Raw genomic sequence first — 15,698 nt, 5'->3', positions numbered from 1 at the left:
GCCTTTTTCGCGCACGGTACGTCGTGGCGCCTCGGAAAGTCAGTGCACGCCGCGCATCATGCGGCGGATCCACGGTGACGCGACCGCGATGAGCACACCCACCACGATCGACGCGCCGCCGACCACGACGAAGTAGGTGACCTCGCTGTCCTCGTCGTAGTAGCCCGCGAGGGTGCCTGCGAACGACGTGCCGAGCGCGACGGACAGGAAGAACAGCGCGACCATCTGGGTGTGGAAGACCTTCGGGGCGAGCTTCGTCGACAGCGACAGCCCGACAGGGGAGATCAGCAGCTCGGCGATCGTGAACAGGAGCAGGATGCCGGCGAGCCCGAGCAGTGGCGCACTGTTGGCGCCGCCACCGGACATCGGCACGAACGCGAGGAACGCGAGACCCATCACCACGGTGCCGCCCGCGAACTTCATGGGCGACGACGGCTGACGCGGCCCGAGCCGCGTCCACAACGCCGCGAAGATGCCCGCGAACACGATGATGAACACCGGGTTGATCGACTGCACCCAGGTGGGCGGGAAGTCCCAGCCGAACAGGTCGCGATTCAGCCGCTTGTCGGCGTACACCGCGACGGTCGTGAACTGCTGTTGGAACAGGGACCAGAATGCGGCGCTCGCGACGAACATCGGGATGAACGCGATCACGCGACTGCGTTCGTCGCTGCTCACCCGCGTGCTGGTGAGCATCACCGCGATCAGCACGACCGCGCCGATCACGGTGAGCACCACGACGACGCTCGACATGTTCGACGCGGTGACCAGGCCGGTCAGGCATGCGACGGCGATGACGACGACGGCAACCGCGCCCACCGCGAGCGCGACGGTGCGTTCGCGGCCGGCGAGCGGGTTGGGCACGTGCGAGCCCACCCCGTGCAACTGCCTCCGACCGACCGCGTACTGCGTGAGACCGATCGCCATGCCGATCGCGGCGAGCAGGAAGCCCGCATGGAAGCCGATCTCGCTCTGCGCCCACCCGGTCAGCAGCGGTCCGACGAGCCCGCCGATGTTGATGCCCATGTAGAACAGCGAGAACCCGGCGTCGCGGCGCTCGTCGCCCGCCGCGTAGAGGTCGCCGACGAGGGAGGTCGCATTCGCCTTGACGCCACCGCTGCCGAACGCGACCAGCACCAGGCCCACCCCGACGCCCCACGCGCCGGGCAGCACCGACAGCGCGATATGTCCCGCCATCACGAGGATCGCGCTGTAGAAGAGGGTGCGCTCGGAGCCGAGGACGCGGTCGGCGATCCAGCCGCCGAGGATCGTCGACAGGTAGACGGTGCCGCCGTACGCACCGACGATGCTCGTGGCCGACGCCTCGCTGATCCCGAGGCCGCCGTCGGACGCCGAGTAGTAGAGGTAGTAGATGAGGATGCCCTGCATCCCGTAGAACGAGAAACGTTCCCACATCTCGACTCCGAACAGGTGCGTCAGCGCCCAGGGCTGGCCGAAGAAGCCGCGTTCGCGGACGTCCGGTCCGGTGCCGGACGGCGATTCGGGCTCGCGGGGAGAGTTCGCATCGGGCATGGGAAAACTGTGCCACCGCGCCCGGTGCCGGTGGGGACGATCGGCTACCGCGTGGCGCGGCGGCGCGCGAACGCGGCGGCCACCGCGCGCCAGCCGATCAGGAACAGCCCGGTGAACACTGCCGCCACGATCACGAAGCTGAAGGCCGTGCCCTGCCCGACGACGACACGCGCCAGCATCCCGACCACCAGCGTGCACAGCCACACGATCACACCGGTGGGCACGACACGCAGCGCGTCGAACTTGTCGCGGTACAGCGCGAACGTCGCGCCCCACCCGACGACGGTGCCGAGCAGGAACGGCCATGCGGTGGTCGCGAGCCCGACGAGGGCGTTCGCCTCGCCGTGACTGCGGCGGCCGATCGCCGCGAAGATCACGATCACGACGACGTCGAGCAGGAAGGCGAGGAGGCGCTTGTTCACGAAGACGAGCCTAGGCGTTGCGGGCCGGACGATCAGATGACGCCGAGCGCGGTCATCGCGTCGGCGACCTTGACGAAGCCGGCGATGTTCGCGCCGTGCACGTAGTCGCCCGGCATGCCGTACTCGTCGGCGGTCTCGATCGTGCGCTCGTGGATGCCGACCATGATCTTCGCGAGCCGCTGATCGGTGTACTCGAACGACCACGAGTCGCGCGACGCGTTCTGCTGCATCTCGAGGGCCGACGTCGCGACACCGCCCGCATTGGCGGCCTTGCCCGGGCCGAATGCGACACCCGACTGGCGGAAGGCGGTGACCGCACCCGGCGTCGCGGGCATGTTCGCGCCTTCGGCGACGATGCGCACGCCGTTGCCGATCAGCACCTTCGCGGCGTCCTCGTCGAGCTCGTTCTGAGTCGCGCACGGCAGCGCGACGTCGCACGGCACGTCCCACAGCGACCCGCCGTCCACGTAGGACGCGCTCGGCACCGCGTCGACGTACTCGGAGATGCGGCCGCGGCGGCGTTCCTTGATGTCGCGGACGATCTCGAGGTCGATGCCCTTGTCGTCGACGATGTAGCCGCCCGAGTCGGAGCACGACACGACGAGGGCACCGAGCTGCTGCATCTTCTCGATCGCGTGCACCGCGACGTTGCCGCTGCCCGACACGACGACGCGGCGGCCCTCGAGGCCGTCGTGCGCGGTGCGGGCCATCTCGTCGACGAAGTAGGCGAGGCCGTAGCCGGTCGCCTCGGTGCGCACCTGCGAGCCGCCCCACGCGAGGCCCTTGCCGGTGAGCACGCCCGACTCGTACGAGTTGGTGAGGCGCTTGTACTGGCCGAACAGGTAGCCGATCTCGCGGGCGCCGACACCGATGTCGCCCGCGGGGACGTCGGTGTACTCGCCGACGTGGCGGTGCAGCTCGGTCATGAACGACTGGCAGAAGCGCATGACCTCGGCGTCGGTACGGCCCTTGGGGTCGAAGTCGGAGCCGCCCTTGCCGCCGCCGATGGGCAGGCCGGTGAGCGAGTTCTTGAAGATCTGCTCGAAGCCGAGGAATTTGACGATGCCGAGGTTGACGCTCGGGTGGAATCGCAGGCCGCCCTTGTACGGGCCGAGGGCGCTGTTGAACTGGACGCGGAAACCGCGGTTGACGTGCACCTTGCCGTCGTCGTCCATCCACGGCACGCGGAAGATGATCTGCCGTTCGGGCTCGCACAGCCGCTCGACGAGGCCGGACTCGGCGTAGTGCGGGTGCCGGTCGACGACGATGCGCAGGGAGTCGAAGACCTCGGCTGCGGCCTGGTGGAACTCGGGCTCACCGGCGTTCCGTGCGCGCACCTGCTCGAAAACCGCTTCGATCCATTCGCGCCCGGTCATGCTGTAGGTCCACCTTCCACTCGGCTGTCACGCCTATTCCGGCTGTTGAGCCGTTAACACGTCGTTAACACTTCGACTATAGGGAGCGATCGTGCGCGGCGGTCACCCCGGTACCCGTAACGAGACAGGGCGCGACCGGAACCGGTCGCGCCCCGTCGACGTGAATGTGCAGGTCAGGCCTGCTGAAGTGCCTCGATCTCGAGAGTGATTGTGATCTTGTCGCCGACGACCGCCCCGCCGCCTTCGAGAGGCATGTCGATCGAGATGCCGAAGTCCTTGCGGTCGAGGACCGTGGTGGCCTCGAAACCGGCGACCGGGCCCTGGCCCATTCCCGCGTTGACGCCGTTGAACTCGAGCGACAGTTCGACCTGCTTCGTGACGCCGCGCAGCGTGAAGTCGCCGGTCAGGACGTAGTCGTCACCCTTGGGGGTGACCGACGTCGACGTGAAGGTCGCGGTGGGGAACTCCTCGACGTGGAAGAAGTCGGCCGACTTGATGTGTGCATCGCGGTCGGCGTTCTTGGTGTCGATCGAGTCGACGTCGATCCGGGCCGTGACGGACGGGGTGCCGTCCTCGGCGACGGTGATCGCGCCGGTGAAGTCGTTGAACGTGCCGCGGACCTTGCTGACCACGAGGTGGCGGACCGAGAAGCCGACGGTCGAGTGGACCGGGTCGATCGCCCACGTGCCGGGGGTGAGGTTCGGAAGGGTGGTGGTGGCGGTGGTCATGACGCTCTCCTGCGACGACGGCCGGCGAAAGTCCGCCGGTACTTGAACGTTCAATTTCAACTGCGTGCAACGGAGGCGTCGCCGGGATGCTTCCCGACGGTGATGTGATGTGGGCCACACAGCCGTCTCGGCCTGCACGGAGGCCGGACGAGTGCGGGTCATTCGGTCGCGGGGATCCCCGACGACTCGTCCCGGATGTCGTGCCGAGCCGACTCGTCCGGGACGTCCCGGACGTCCTGCCGCCCGGACGTCGGCGTGCGCTTGCGCCGCGGGAACGGTTCGACGCCGCGGCCGTACTCGAGTTCGATCGCCTCGTCGTCACGGTGCGTGCTGCGGTAGAGCACGAAGAACACGAGCCACCCGGCGACGGCGACGAGGATGTAGCTCGCGATGCGGTACACGAACACCGCGGCCAGGGCCTGCGGCGCCGTCGTGCCCGCGGCCGTGAGGGTCGCGATGAGTGCGCCGTCGACGAAGCCGAGACCGCCGGGCGCGAGCGGCACACTCGCGACGGCCTTCGCGGCGGCGAACGAGATGAGCAGGCCCGCGAACGACGGCTGCGCGCCGATCGCCCAGCACGCGAAGCCCAGGCATGCGAGGTCGGCGACGCGGTGCACCGCCGACCACCCGAACGCGATCGCCGAGTCGCGTCGACGCAGTTCGACCGACTCGAGCTGTTCGAGTACGGCATGCCACGCCGCCATGCCGTGGTCGGGGTCGTTGCCGCGGAGCGCGTTGTACCTGCCGAGGACCCAGCGACCGACGCGGTCGAGCGAATCGGGATTCTGCGACACGTAGCGCAACAGGAAGAACAGGGCGAGCGCCCCCGCCGCGGTGAGCAGCAGGGTCACCGGGCTCACCCGCGTGCCGACGGCGATCGCGCCGATGCCGCCGAGCGCAGCGAGGCTCGCGGTGGAGATGACACCGGACACCGCGAGCTGCCACGACGCGACGACGGGGGTCGCACCCCACTTGCGGGTCTGTTTGTAGGTGAACGCCGTGGAGAACACCTGCCCCGCGGGCAGCGTGACCGCCATCGCGGTGCTCGCGAACACGACCGAGGTCGACTTCGGGTGGCTGATCCGCAGCCCGCCCGCCGCGAGCAGTCGTTGCTGCACCGCGCCGAAACCGGCCAGCGACACGAGCTGTACGCCGATGCACGCCGCGACCCACCCCCAGTGGATCTCGGTGAGTGCACGCCACGACTCGTGCAGAGTCGGCCACAGGTATGCGGCTTCGGCGGCGAGCAGCGCGACGAGCGCACCGACGAGTACCCACCGGAACCACGACCAGCGGAAACCCTTCACACGAAACAGTCGGGCCCGCGATGTCGAGGGAGAATCCTCGACGGGGTCGGGAACCGATCCGGGCGCAGCCACCCGGCCAGCGTAACGAACGCCCGTATGGCTACCCGCGCATCGGGGCGGTGGGTGCTGTCAGGGATGCTCGATCGGCCACGCGAGATGGGTGTCGCGGCTGCGGCCCCGAAGCTGCACGCGGTCGCCCAGATTCCAGTGCGCCTGTTCGTCCTCGTCGGCGAAGTAGAGGGCGCTCGTCGACGCGAGGACTCGGCTCGGTTCGAGTTTCGCGAGCTCGGTGAGCCGGGACGCCTCGTTGACCGGGTCGCCGATCACGGTGTACTCGAAGCGCTCGGACGCGCCGATGTTGCCTGCCACCGCGAGGCCCGCCGAGACGCCGATACCGATGTCGAGGCCGACGATGCCGGCGAGCGCGAACCGCAGCTCGCGGGCCGCGGCGAGCGCGGCCGTCGGCGCGTCGGGCCGATCGAGCGGGGCGCCGAAGATCGCGAGCGCCGCGTCGCCCATGAACTTGTTGACGAACCCGTGGTGCCGATCGACGACGTCGACGACGACGCGGAAGAAGTCGTTGAGCATCGTGACGACCTCGCCCGGAGGCTTCTCGGCCGCGGCCCCCGTCGAGCCGACCATGTCGACGAACAGCACCGCGACGAAGCGTGTCTCGCCGCCGAGCTCGGTGCCGAACTGCAACGCCCGCCGCGCGACGTCCTCGCCGACATGTTGACCGAACAGTTCGCGCAGCAGCTTGCGCTCGTCGGATTCGCGCATCATCCGGTTGAAGCCCACCTGCAACCGGCCGATCTCGCTGCCGTCGAAGACTTCGACGCGCACGTCCGTCGCACCCCGCTGCACGCGTTCGATCGCCCGGCGCAGCTGGCGGATCGGGTCGGAGATCTGGCTCGCGGTGAGCATCGACAGCGCGAACGCCTGCACGACCGTGAGCAGCGCGATGAGCAGGATCGTCCACGCGAGCGCCTCGGGCGACAGCACGAGGTTGGTGGTGAGCTGCGTGACGCACAGCAGGATGATGCCGATGACCGGCATCAGCGTGCCGAGGCCCCACGTCATGCCCATGCGCGTACCGACGCCCGGCGCCATGGTGCGGTCGAACTGGCCCTCGCTGAGCGCTTGTGCCGCGACGGGACGCAGGATGCGTTCGCCGAGCATGTAGGTGAAGCCGAACGTGGTGGTGGCCGCCATGCCCACCGTGACGACGACCGCGATCGCGAGCGACGGCATCTCGGTGACCGTGAGCAGCGTGAAGATGACACCGCCGCCGATCCACAGTGCGAGGTGCACGATCGCCTGGCGCAGCGGCGCGTGCAGTGCGGACATCTGCTCGCTGCGGCGTGGCGGGCCGCCGCGCAACTGCCAGCGCACCACCGAGCGCAGCATCATCGCGGCCGCGGTGAGGCTGACGATGCCCGCGACCGCCAGGTACGCGCCGAAGATGACGACATTGCGGACGTGATCCGCGATGATCGCCTCGGACTCGGGGATGGGCAGGCCGTAGCGGATGAAGGCGAACACCATCAGCGCGCCGAACAGGTTCGCGACTGCCATGGAGAGCATGTACAACGGCCATCGGCTGCGGATGGTGACCGCGATGGCTCGGTATGATCTCCGCACGGCGTTCAATCTAGCGGTGGCCGAGGTCACGACGCTCATGCCGTTCCCACTTTGCCCGTCCGCGCACGGCCCCCGTGACGCGGAGACGCTCGACGAGAGAGTTCCGACGTGCCGTCAGTCCGACTCCGGCCCCGCGCACTCGCCGTCGCCGCCCTGCTGATCGCGGCGACGGGGACAGCCGGGTGCGCAGGCACCGACTCGACCCCTCCGACCCACTCGGACATTCCCTCATCTGTACCCGACACCGCCGCCGAGAGTGCGGTGCCGGCCGGTTCGGGGGAGACCGTGTCGCTCGCGGCAGGCGGGCAGGCGCGCGTGAGCCTGCCGGAGAGTGCCGGCACCGGCTACTCGTGGACGCTCACCGACATGCCTGCCGCGGTGCGAGTGGTGGACGAGCAGTACGAAGACTCGTCGACGGGCGCGGTCGGGGGCGGCGGCACGCGGGTCTTCGTGCTGACCGCGACGGAACCGGGCACCTACGAGGTGGTGGCGTCGCTCGCCCGTCCGTGGGAGCAGACCCCCGCCGAGACCCGCGCGATCGCCGTCGTCGTGTCCTGACGGCGCACGCCTCGCGTCGATCGGGGCGACGCGTGTCGGGTGCGCCACTATTGTTGTGCGTATGGAAGCGAGGAACCTGCGGGTGTCCGATGCCGAGCGCGAACACGTCGGCGAACTGCTGCAACGCGCGGTGGGGCAGGGCATGTTGTCGCTCGGCGAGTTCACCGAACGGATGGACACCGCCCTCGCGGCGCGCACCCGCGGCGAACTCAACGCGGTTCTCGCCGACCTCCCCGGCATGACGATCCAGCCCGAATACCTGCAGAACGAGCACGCCGCGCTGCAGCAGCAGCCGGGCGGCGTTCCCGCCGGGCCGTACCCGGACGCGTCGGCTCAGCCTGCGGGCACCACGATCCGCGGCCGGATGTCCACCATCTCGCGCAAGGGCCAGTGGCAGGTGCCGCCGATGTTCGCGATCGACACGCGCATGTCGAACGTCTCGCTCGACTTCACCCGTGCGGTCATGACGACGCAGGTGGTCCGCATCCGTCTCGACGACGCATTCGGCACCCTGTCACTCGTGCTGCCGCCCGAGGCCACCGCCGATCTCAACGGCATCGAGACCACCGGTGCGAACGTCGACAACAAGGTGAACACCGGCCCGCCGTACGGCCCGCTGCACATCGTCGTCACGGGCCGCACCCGATTCGGCACGGTCACCGCGCGCTACCCGTTCGGCACGCGCATGCGCTGGTTCATGCACGGCTGACGGGGCCGTATCAGCGCTGCCGCTTCTGTCGCGCGAGCAGTTCGCTCACGCTCACTGCGTTGGGGTTCGACGCGTGCCTGCCGGTCGGGTCGTCGTCCTCCGGTTCGGCCGCGCGGCGACGGCGTCGACGCGGCTCGTCGGCAGGCTCCTGACGCGCCGACGGCTGCTCGTCGTGACCGGGCCACGACGGTTCCGGGTGCTGCGCGTCCGGCCGCACCGGTTCGGGCCGCTGTGGTTCGGGCCGCTGTGGTTCCGGCCGCTGTGGTTCCGGCCGCGGGGCGTCGACCCTGCGCTCCGGCGCGGCGGTGGCTTCGCGGCGCGGCAGCGGCGGGCGGGCGACGTCGGCACCGTTCGGGACGCTGCCGTTCGGGACGCTGCCGTTCGGGACACCGCCATTCGTGGGGCCGACGGATCCGTTGCGCGGCCCGGGCGCGTGCGGAGTCGTGCCGTTGTGGCCGGCGCCGTTCGGGCTCGTGCCGTTGGTACCCCGGCGGACGGGGCGGGGCGTCGAATCGGTGTGCGGACCACCCGACGTTCCGCGGTGGCCCGTCGTCGACCGCAGGTCGGCGAGCCAGCTCTCGATCGGCCGCGACTCGGTGGGCGGGCCCGCGGGGCTCGCGGTCTCGTTCGGCACCGGCGGCTGCGGCCCCCCGGACTGCGGCCCCCCGGACTGCGGCCCCGACGGGTGTGGCCCCGACGAGTGCGGAACAGCTGGCTCGGCGGGTGCCTCGTCGAACTGCGCACGTTCCTCGGGGGCACGTGCGGGCCTGCCGGTCGCGGACCGTCGGGCCTCGGTGTCCGCGCGGGTCGCGCGGCGTCGTGCTTCCTGGGCCTGCTTCGAGCCGCCCGTGGTGGCGGCGAGGGGGATCGGTTCGGTGAGCGGTTCGTTGCGGCGAGCGGGCGCCGCCGCGCCGGGCCCGGGCGGAGCCGCGACGGGTGTGAGCTCGGGGACGTCCGCGGGTAGCAGCTCGCTGTCGAGGATCGGCTCGGCGAGACCGATGCGCTGCTGGATGCGCTTCATCCAGCGTGGTGCCCACCAGCAGTCGTCGCCGAGCAGCTTCATGACGGCGGGCACGAGACCCATGCGGATGAGCGTCGCGTCGATGATGAGTGCCGAGATCATGCCGTACGCGATGTACTTCATCATCACGAGCTCGGAGAAACCGAATGCGCCGGTGACGACGATGAGGATGAGCGCGGCGGCGGTGATGATGCGCCCGGTGTGTGCAGTGCCCACCCGCACGGCCTCGGTGGTACTCGCGCCCTGGGCTCTCGCTTCGACCATGCGTGAGAGCAGGAACACCTCGTAGTCCGTGGACAGGCCGTAGACGATCGCGATGATGAGCACGAGCACCGGCGACATGATGGGGCCTGGCGTGAAGTTCAGCAGGCTCGCGCCGTGCCCGTCGACGAAGACCCACGTGAGGATGCCGAGCGTGGAGCCGAGGCCGAGCGCGCTCATCAATGCGGCCTTGATCGGCAGTACGAGCGATCCGAACGTGAGGAACATCAGGATCGTGGTGAGGCCGACGACGAAGACGACCATCATCGGCAGCCGCTCGAGCAGCGCCGCGATGCTGTCGTGCTCGATGGCAGGGGTGCCGCCGACGAGCACCTCGACATCGTCCGGCGTGTCCATGGACCGCAGGTACTCGATCGTCGAATCGGACTCGTTGCGGTCGGTGAGGCCCGCCTTCAGGACGATGATGCCGTCCTTGGACGTGCCCTCGGGACTGAACCGTTCCACCAGGCCGGGCGCGCCGCTCGCTTCGCGGATGACCTGGTTGAGCTCCTTGTTGTCGGCATTCGACACCACGAGCTTGACGGGCTCGGTGCGCATGCCGGGGAACATCTCGTCGAACTGTTCCTGCGCGACACGGGTGTCGCTGTCCGGCGGCAGATAGGTCTCGTTGATGCCGCCGAACTTGATGCCGGTGAGCGGCGTGATGAGCAGCAGCAGGCCGATGACGATCGGGATCGTGACCTTGAGCGGGTTCTTCATGACCCACTGCGTCATGCGGGCCCAGCCGCCCGACTCGATCTCCTCGGTGCTCTTGGTCTGCCGGACGCGGTCGAAGCTGAGGGCGTCGACGCGTTTGCCGAGGATGCCGAGCAGCGCGGGCAGGATCGTGATCGAGCTGAGTGCCGCGAGGCCGACCGTCGCGATCGCGCCGTAGGCGACCGACTTGAGGAAGCCCTGCGGGAACAGCAGCAGGCCGCCGAGGCTCGCGACGATCATCGTCGCCGAGAACACGACGGTGCGGCCCGCGGTCATGACGGCTCTGCGCACCGCGGCAGGTGTGTCGTAGCCGTCGGCGATCTCTTCGCGGAAGCGACTGACGATGAACAGGCCGTAGTCGATCGCGAGACCGAGGCCGACGAGCGACACGACGGGCGCGACGAACGAGTTGACCTCGGTGAAGTTGGTGAACAGCCGCACGATGCCGTTGGCACCGACGACGGTGAGCCCGCCGATCACGAGCGGCAGCGCGGCCGCGACGACGCCGCCGAACACGAAGAACAGCAGGATACCGACGGCGGGGATCGCGAGGATCTCCATGCGGCTGATGTCCTCGGCCATCGTGTCGTTGAGCGCGCCCGCGACGGGTTGCAGGCCCGCCAACTGCACGTCGAGGCCGTCCGCGTAGAAGGCGTCCTTGACGTCACGGAAGTTCTGCGTGACCTCCGTGTCGTTGTCGCCTGCGATCGCGATCGACTCGATCCCGTACTGCTTGTCCGGGCTCGCGAACGCGGCGAGCTTGGGGGCGTCACCGACCTCGAAGAAGCCGCCGTTCGCCTTCAGGATCTTGTCCGGATGCTCCTCGACGACGCGCGTCAGGCTCTCCGAGACCTGGGCCTGGAAGTCCGGGTCGTCGACGGTCTTGCCGTCGGGCGCCTTGTACATCGCGAGGACGTCGCCCTGCGTGTCGCGTCCGAAGGTGGTGTCCGCCAGCTTGGCGGCGGCCACCGACTCCGAGCCCGGATCGTCCCACCCGCTCTGGCTCAGATGATCCTGCAGGGACAGGCCGTACGCAGCGAGCCCGAGCAGCGCCGCCACCATGACGCCGATGACGGTGAATCGAGCTCGGTAGACGAGGCTTCCCCAGCTGGCGAACACTGATCAACTCCTACTCGGCGGCAGTTTTCCGCCCGACGAGCAGGGCGGACAGCGGTCGGAACGGCTGCAACCAGGCGCCTTCGTCAGGCAGCGTGTCGAGCCCGATCCGCGGCAAAGGCTCCCGGAAGACGCCAGGTATGTCCTCGAGATCGACGAAATCGATCACATCGGACGTCACCGCCCAGCTGGCGTGCTCCCGGAAGCCCAGAACCTGGACCGGAATACCGGTTGCCGCGATCTCCTCCAACGGTTCGCGAAACGCTTGACCGTCGGCCGACGCCACCATGACGCCCGCCAGCCCTTCGCGACGCCGCAGCTCGATGTGGGCCAGCATGTCGGAATCGACATCGCTGTCCTCGTCGACCTTCGGCTTGGCGAACACCGCGAAGCCCACATTACGCAAGGCTTCGACCCACGGACGGACGACATCGGCGCTACCAGGGGCGATGTTGGTGAAGACGGTGGCCTCGGGCTCGAGATCGGTTAGTGTCGCCGTCCCGATCTCGGCTGTGCGGCCGAGGAGCCAGCGGCCGAGCGCGTCGAAACGCGGCCGGTACGCGGCGGTGGGGCGGCCGCCGAGGATCGCCCCGAGACCCATGTCGAGATTGGGCGCGTCCCACACCAGCAGCACCCGCTGCGCCGTCGATTCGGGTTCGTCGCGGAGCCCGGGGGTGCGCGGGTACCCGGGGCCGACCTGTTCGCTCACGCTCATGAGGCGATCCTGCCCCAGATCAGCTCGGTGACGCCGCGACCGACGTCGCGCGCCTTGCCTTCGAACTTCGTGACAGGACGTTCGTGCGTCATGGGCGACTCCCAGTCGAGTGTCGTCAGGCGCGGCTCGGCATTGCCGGCCTCGGCGATGGCCTCGGCATATTCGGCGTGGTCGGTGGCGACGTGCAGCACGCCCCTCTCCTTCAGCCGGTCGGCGATCAGCGCGAACGTCGCAGGCTGCAGCAGCCGCCGCTTGTGGTGGCGTGCCTTGGGCCACGGGTCCGGGAAGAACACCCGCACGCCCGTGAGGGACGCCGGCGGCAGCATGTTCTCGAGCACGTCGACTGCGTCGCCCCGCAGGATGCGGATGTTACGGATGTCCTCGCGTTCGATCTGCTGCAGCAGCTGTGCGATGCCCGGGCGGTACACCTCGACGGCGAGCAGGTTGACGTGCGGTTCGGCCTTCGCCATCGCGGCGGTCGCGGTGCCGGTGCCGGAGCCGATCTCCAGGATCAGCGGCGCGTCGCGCCCGAACCACTCGGCGGCGTCGAGGCGGTCGTCCGACACGTCGGCGCCGATCGTGGGCCACAACCGGTCCCACGCGCCCTGCTGTGCGTCGGTGAGCGACCCTCGCCGCGACCGGAAACTCGTGACGCGGGGATAGAGGCGGGAGCCGCGAGATTCGGGGCTCGGCCCGCCCTCGTGTCGAGCCTGGGTTTCCTGGTCTGCGTGGTTCACCGGACCATTGTCACGTATAGCCGCGAGTTCTCACACGCAGCTCTCGACCGGAGGTCGAGACTTCGGGCGGGTACTCCCTGGTCGGCGGGCACTGTGACGCTCCGCGCGTGAGGCAGGTCTGACACAATCTCACCGCGAAAGGGCCCGGAACACGGGCCAGGGGGACACGGGACGTGCGAGAGGGGGAGTCGGCGATGAGCGAGCCGGTGGGCGTCGTGTGCGAGCGGGCCGCGAGCGAACTCGACGCTCTCGCCGCTGCCTTGCCGGGTGCCGACGCGCACGCCGCGGCGCAGGCCGCGCACGTGCTGCGTGCCCCGGTGCGGATCCAGATCGCAGGCCGTGCGGGCGTCGGGCGCACGACTCTCGCCCGCGTGCTCGGAACCCGCCGCGACGCGCACGTCGAGGTGGCCGCGCCGGTCGACGCACCCGGTGCGCCCGATCCCGTGCTCGATGCCGAGGTCGTCGTGTACGTGTTCGTCGACGGTGTGCGCGACGCCGACCGCGCCGCGCTGCGGAAGCTCGATCCCGCGGGCGCGATCACGGTGCTGGGCAAGGTCGACACCATGCCCGATCGTGCCGCGGCCGATGCCGCCGCCGACGCGTGCCGCGCCGACGTGGGAATTCCCGGTTTCGCCCTCGACGCCCGCGGGGCGGGCACGAGCGCCGAGCGCCACGAGTCCGGCTTTTCCGCGGTCGCTGCCGCCGTCGACGTGCGAGTCCGGCGCGCGCTCGCCGCACGCGGTGCGCGGATCGTGCGGGAACTGCGCGCCCGCGCCGTCGCGTCCCGGGCCGGGCGGGACGCGCTCGAATCCTTCGTGGCGGGCGACAGCGCCGTCGAACTCGAGGCTGCCGACGCACGCGGTGCATTCGACACCGACGCGCTGGGGCGGGGGTCCGTGGGTGACGAGCCTTACGACGACGGCACAGCGGATGCGGCGCTGCGCCAGGCCGCATGGTGGCGTGCGCGGGACGCGTCGGCACGGTCGGCGGCCGACGCGATCGTGCGTCAGCGGGTGCGGCTGTGGATGCACCGCATCGCGCCCGCGCCGTCGGTCCGGGTGCGTGGGCGGTGACCGCCCTCGAACCGGTGCCGCCTCCTGCGGTGTTCGACGTCGTCGAAAGATGGAATCCGCGCGCCGCGCGCAGGCTCGCGCGGGGTGACGGCGCCGTCCGGCTGTTCGTCGCCGGGCCACCGGTGCCGTTCACGCACGAGTTGCGCCGCGACCTCGATGCGGCAGGTGGCCGGGGAGTCGAGGTCGTCGACACCGCGGGCCGCGCGGACGTCGTCGTCATGGCACTCGACGGGGGCTCGCCGCTCGGCCGCGAAGAACTGTCGATTCTCGACGCGGCCGCGCCCGCACCGGCGGACGTCGTCTTCGTGCTGACGCGCACCGAGGTGCACGCGAACTGGCGCGACGTCGCCGAACGCGACCGCGCTCTGCTCGCCGGGCACGACGCGCGCTTCGAGCAGGTCGAGCTGCACCCGTTGAGTACCGACTCGGCCGTCGAACGCGTACTCGCCGCGGTCCTGGCGTGCCTGCCCGGATCGGTCGACGACGTCGTCGACGCGACGCGCGCCGCGATCGAGCGGGCGGCACGGCACGTGCGGGCCGACACCGACGCGGCGGCGCTGCGCGACGAGCGGCGCGGTCTCGTCGCGGGCCGCGGCACCGGGCGCTCGGAACACGCGACGGCGCTGCGCAGCCGTGTCCAGATCGCGAAGGTGCGTTTGCTGCACGACGTCGGTGCGCGAGCCCGCACCCTCGCGGCCACCGCGCGTGCCGAGATCGACGGCGCCGACCGCGCGGAACTCGCGGGTTTCCCGAAGCGATGGAACGAGCTGGTCCGCGACGCGACCGTCGACGTCGACGCCGCCGCCACAGCGGGCCTCGCCGAACTCGGCGTGACCGCCGCGGGGTCCGGCCGGCCGCCGACCGAGGCCGAGCCGCCCGAGCCGCGGCATCGCGGCGTCGAGGACAAGCTGACGATCGCCGTCGGTGCGTCCGCGGGGTTCGGGCTCGGCAGGCTCGCGGTGTCGCCCCTGTCCCTCGTGCCGGTGCTCGACCTCGCGACGATGCCCGTCGCGCTCGCACTCGGCGCGTCGGCGGCATGGTGGATCTCGCGAGCGCGCGGCCACCTCGCCGACCGCGCGCACCTGCGGCAGTGGGTCGGCGACTCGTCGGCGCACGCGCGGTCGGAGTGGGAGCAGGCGGTGCTTGCGCGTCTGCTCGAGGCGGAGGCGACGCTCGCGGGCCGCGTCACGAATGCCGCGCGCGAGCAGGCGAGCTCGGTGTCGGCGCGCGTCGCCGAGATCGACGCCGAACTGCGCAGGCTCGAGTCGGTGCGTGCGGGCAAGCTCGCCGCGTGCGAGCGCGACCTGCACACGCTCGCCGCGGGCTGACGACCAGGGGGGCACGCCCGGCGGCACGCCGTGCCGGTATCGGTGGGCACGGAGCGTACTGTTCGGTAAGCTCCCGGATCGGTACGACCACACCGGGGCGCACGCCACACCGAAACAGCGAGAGGGAGACCGATGGCCACCACCGACGACTTCCTGCTCGCCGATCTCGCGGCCGATCCCGAACACTTCGGTCCCGACTCGGGTGTCGTCGGCCTCACCCACCCCACGCTCGACATCGACGGCGACGGCGCGCTCGACAGCGTGGTCGCCGAGGGCGAGCACGCCACGGTGGTGGCGACCGACGTCGACGGGGACGGCGACGCCGACCGCATCACGTTCTTCGCGGACGACGGCGCGTTCGACGCGTGGGAGTTCCACAGCGACGCGCAGGGCAACGCACATTGGGATCGCATCGACGAGGGGTCACTCGACATCTCCTGAGGAACCGTCCGACCT

Annotated in this window: 14 protein-coding genes; 5 read left to right on the top strand and 9 right to left on the bottom strand. The window is 70.2% G+C overall.

Translation table 11 applies throughout. The annotated features are described in order from the left end of the window. Window positions 1–39 precede the first annotated feature (39 nt). The 6 genes from HCA44_RS13145 to HCA44_RS13120 all read right to left on the bottom strand — a co-directional run bounded on the left by HCA44_RS13145 (window position 40) and on the right by HCA44_RS13120 (window position 6,950). Window positions 40–1,533, bottom strand: a complete 1,494-nt coding sequence (locus HCA44_RS13145) for a peptide MFS transporter (RefSeq protein WP_169649016.1) — start codon at window positions 1,531–1,533, stop codon at window positions 40–42. A gap of 44 nt (window positions 1,534–1,577) precedes the next feature. Next, complete coding sequence (locus tag HCA44_RS13140) at window positions 1,578–1,955, bottom strand: DUF3054 domain-containing protein (RefSeq protein WP_169649015.1); 378 nt, start codon at window positions 1,953–1,955, stop codon at window positions 1,578–1,580. A gap of 32 nt (window positions 1,956–1,987) precedes the next feature. Then, on the bottom strand, window positions 1,988–3,331 hold the full coding sequence (gene gdhA / locus HCA44_RS13135) for an NADP-specific glutamate dehydrogenase (RefSeq protein ID WP_169649014.1): 1,344 nt from the start codon (window positions 3,329–3,331) through the stop codon (window positions 1,988–1,990). A 173-nt stretch (window positions 3,332–3,504) separates the two neighbouring features. Beyond that, window positions 3,505–4,059, bottom strand: coding sequence for a YceI family protein (locus HCA44_RS13130; RefSeq protein ID WP_169649013.1), 555 nt, complete (start codon window positions 4,057–4,059; stop codon window positions 3,505–3,507). Between the two features lie 158 nt (window positions 4,060–4,217). After that, window positions 4,218–5,375: a YbhN family protein gene (locus tag HCA44_RS13125; RefSeq protein ID WP_169649139.1), complete on the bottom strand. Its 1,158-nt coding sequence runs from the start codon at window positions 5,373–5,375 to the stop codon at window positions 4,218–4,220. A 120-nt stretch (window positions 5,376–5,495) separates the two neighbouring features. Beyond that, on the bottom strand, window positions 5,496–6,950 hold the full coding sequence (locus HCA44_RS13120; RefSeq protein ID WP_169649137.1) for an adenylate/guanylate cyclase domain-containing protein: 1,455 nt from the start codon (window positions 6,948–6,950) through the stop codon (window positions 5,496–5,498). Window positions 6,951–7,115: 165 nt separating this feature from the next. On the opposite strand from HCA44_RS13120, the gene HCA44_RS21185 reads away from it, so the two are divergent. After that, window positions 7,116–7,565 (top strand): protease inhibitor I42 family protein, encoded by a 450-nt coding sequence (locus HCA44_RS21185; protein ID WP_169649012.1) that lies wholly within the window; start codon window positions 7,116–7,118, stop codon window positions 7,563–7,565. Window positions 7,566–7,626: 61 nt separating this feature from the next. After that, complete coding sequence (locus HCA44_RS13110) at window positions 7,627–8,274, top strand: DUF1707 domain-containing protein (RefSeq protein ID WP_169649011.1); 648 nt, start codon at window positions 7,627–7,629, stop codon at window positions 8,272–8,274. A 10-nt stretch (window positions 8,275–8,284) separates the two neighbouring features. On the opposite strand, the gene HCA44_RS13105 is transcribed toward HCA44_RS13110, so the two are convergent. The 3 genes from HCA44_RS13105 to trmB are packed head-to-tail and all read right to left on the bottom strand — an operon-like array spanning window position 8,285 to window position 12,859. Further along, window positions 8,285–11,392 (bottom strand): MMPL family transporter, encoded by a 3,108-nt coding sequence (locus HCA44_RS13105; protein ID WP_169649010.1) that lies wholly within the window; start codon window positions 11,390–11,392, stop codon window positions 8,285–8,287. Window positions 11,393–11,402: 10 nt separating this feature from the next. Next, a complete protein-coding gene (locus HCA44_RS13100) occupies window positions 11,403–12,104 on the bottom strand; it encodes an NYN domain-containing protein (protein ID WP_240945500.1) in 702 nt (233 codons plus the stop codon). Next, a complete protein-coding gene (trmB, locus tag HCA44_RS13095; protein WP_169649135.1) occupies window positions 12,101–12,859 on the bottom strand; it encodes a tRNA (guanosine(46)-N7)-methyltransferase TrmB in 759 nt (252 codons plus the stop codon). Before trmB ends, HCA44_RS13100 begins: the two co-directional genes overlap by 4 nt. Before the next feature lie 176 nt (window positions 12,860–13,035). Between trmB and HCA44_RS13090 the strand changes: the two genes are divergently transcribed. From HCA44_RS13090 to HCA44_RS13080, 3 genes are all read left to right on the top strand, one after another. After that, a complete protein-coding gene (locus HCA44_RS13090; protein ID WP_169649008.1) occupies window positions 13,036–13,914 on the top strand; it encodes a hypothetical protein in 879 nt (292 codons plus the stop codon). After that, complete coding sequence (locus tag HCA44_RS13085; protein WP_169649007.1) at window positions 13,863–15,242, top strand: hypothetical protein; 1,380 nt, start codon at window positions 13,863–13,865, stop codon at window positions 15,240–15,242. The genes HCA44_RS13090 and HCA44_RS13085 overlap by 52 nt, the downstream gene beginning before the upstream one ends. A gap of 132 nt (window positions 15,243–15,374) precedes the next feature. Beyond that, on the top strand, window positions 15,375–15,683 hold the full coding sequence (locus HCA44_RS13080) for a DUF6802 family protein (RefSeq protein WP_169649006.1): 309 nt from the start codon (window positions 15,375–15,377) through the stop codon (window positions 15,681–15,683). Window positions 15,684–15,698: the final 15 nt, after the last annotated feature.

Source organism: Rhodococcus sp. HNM0569 (assembly GCF_012726205.1).
Classification (GTDB): Bacteria; Actinomycetota; Actinomycetes; order Mycobacteriales; family Mycobacteriaceae; genus Rhodococcus_F.
Note: the sequence above shows the minus strand (reverse complement) of the source record. Positions and strands in the feature narration are given on the sequence as shown.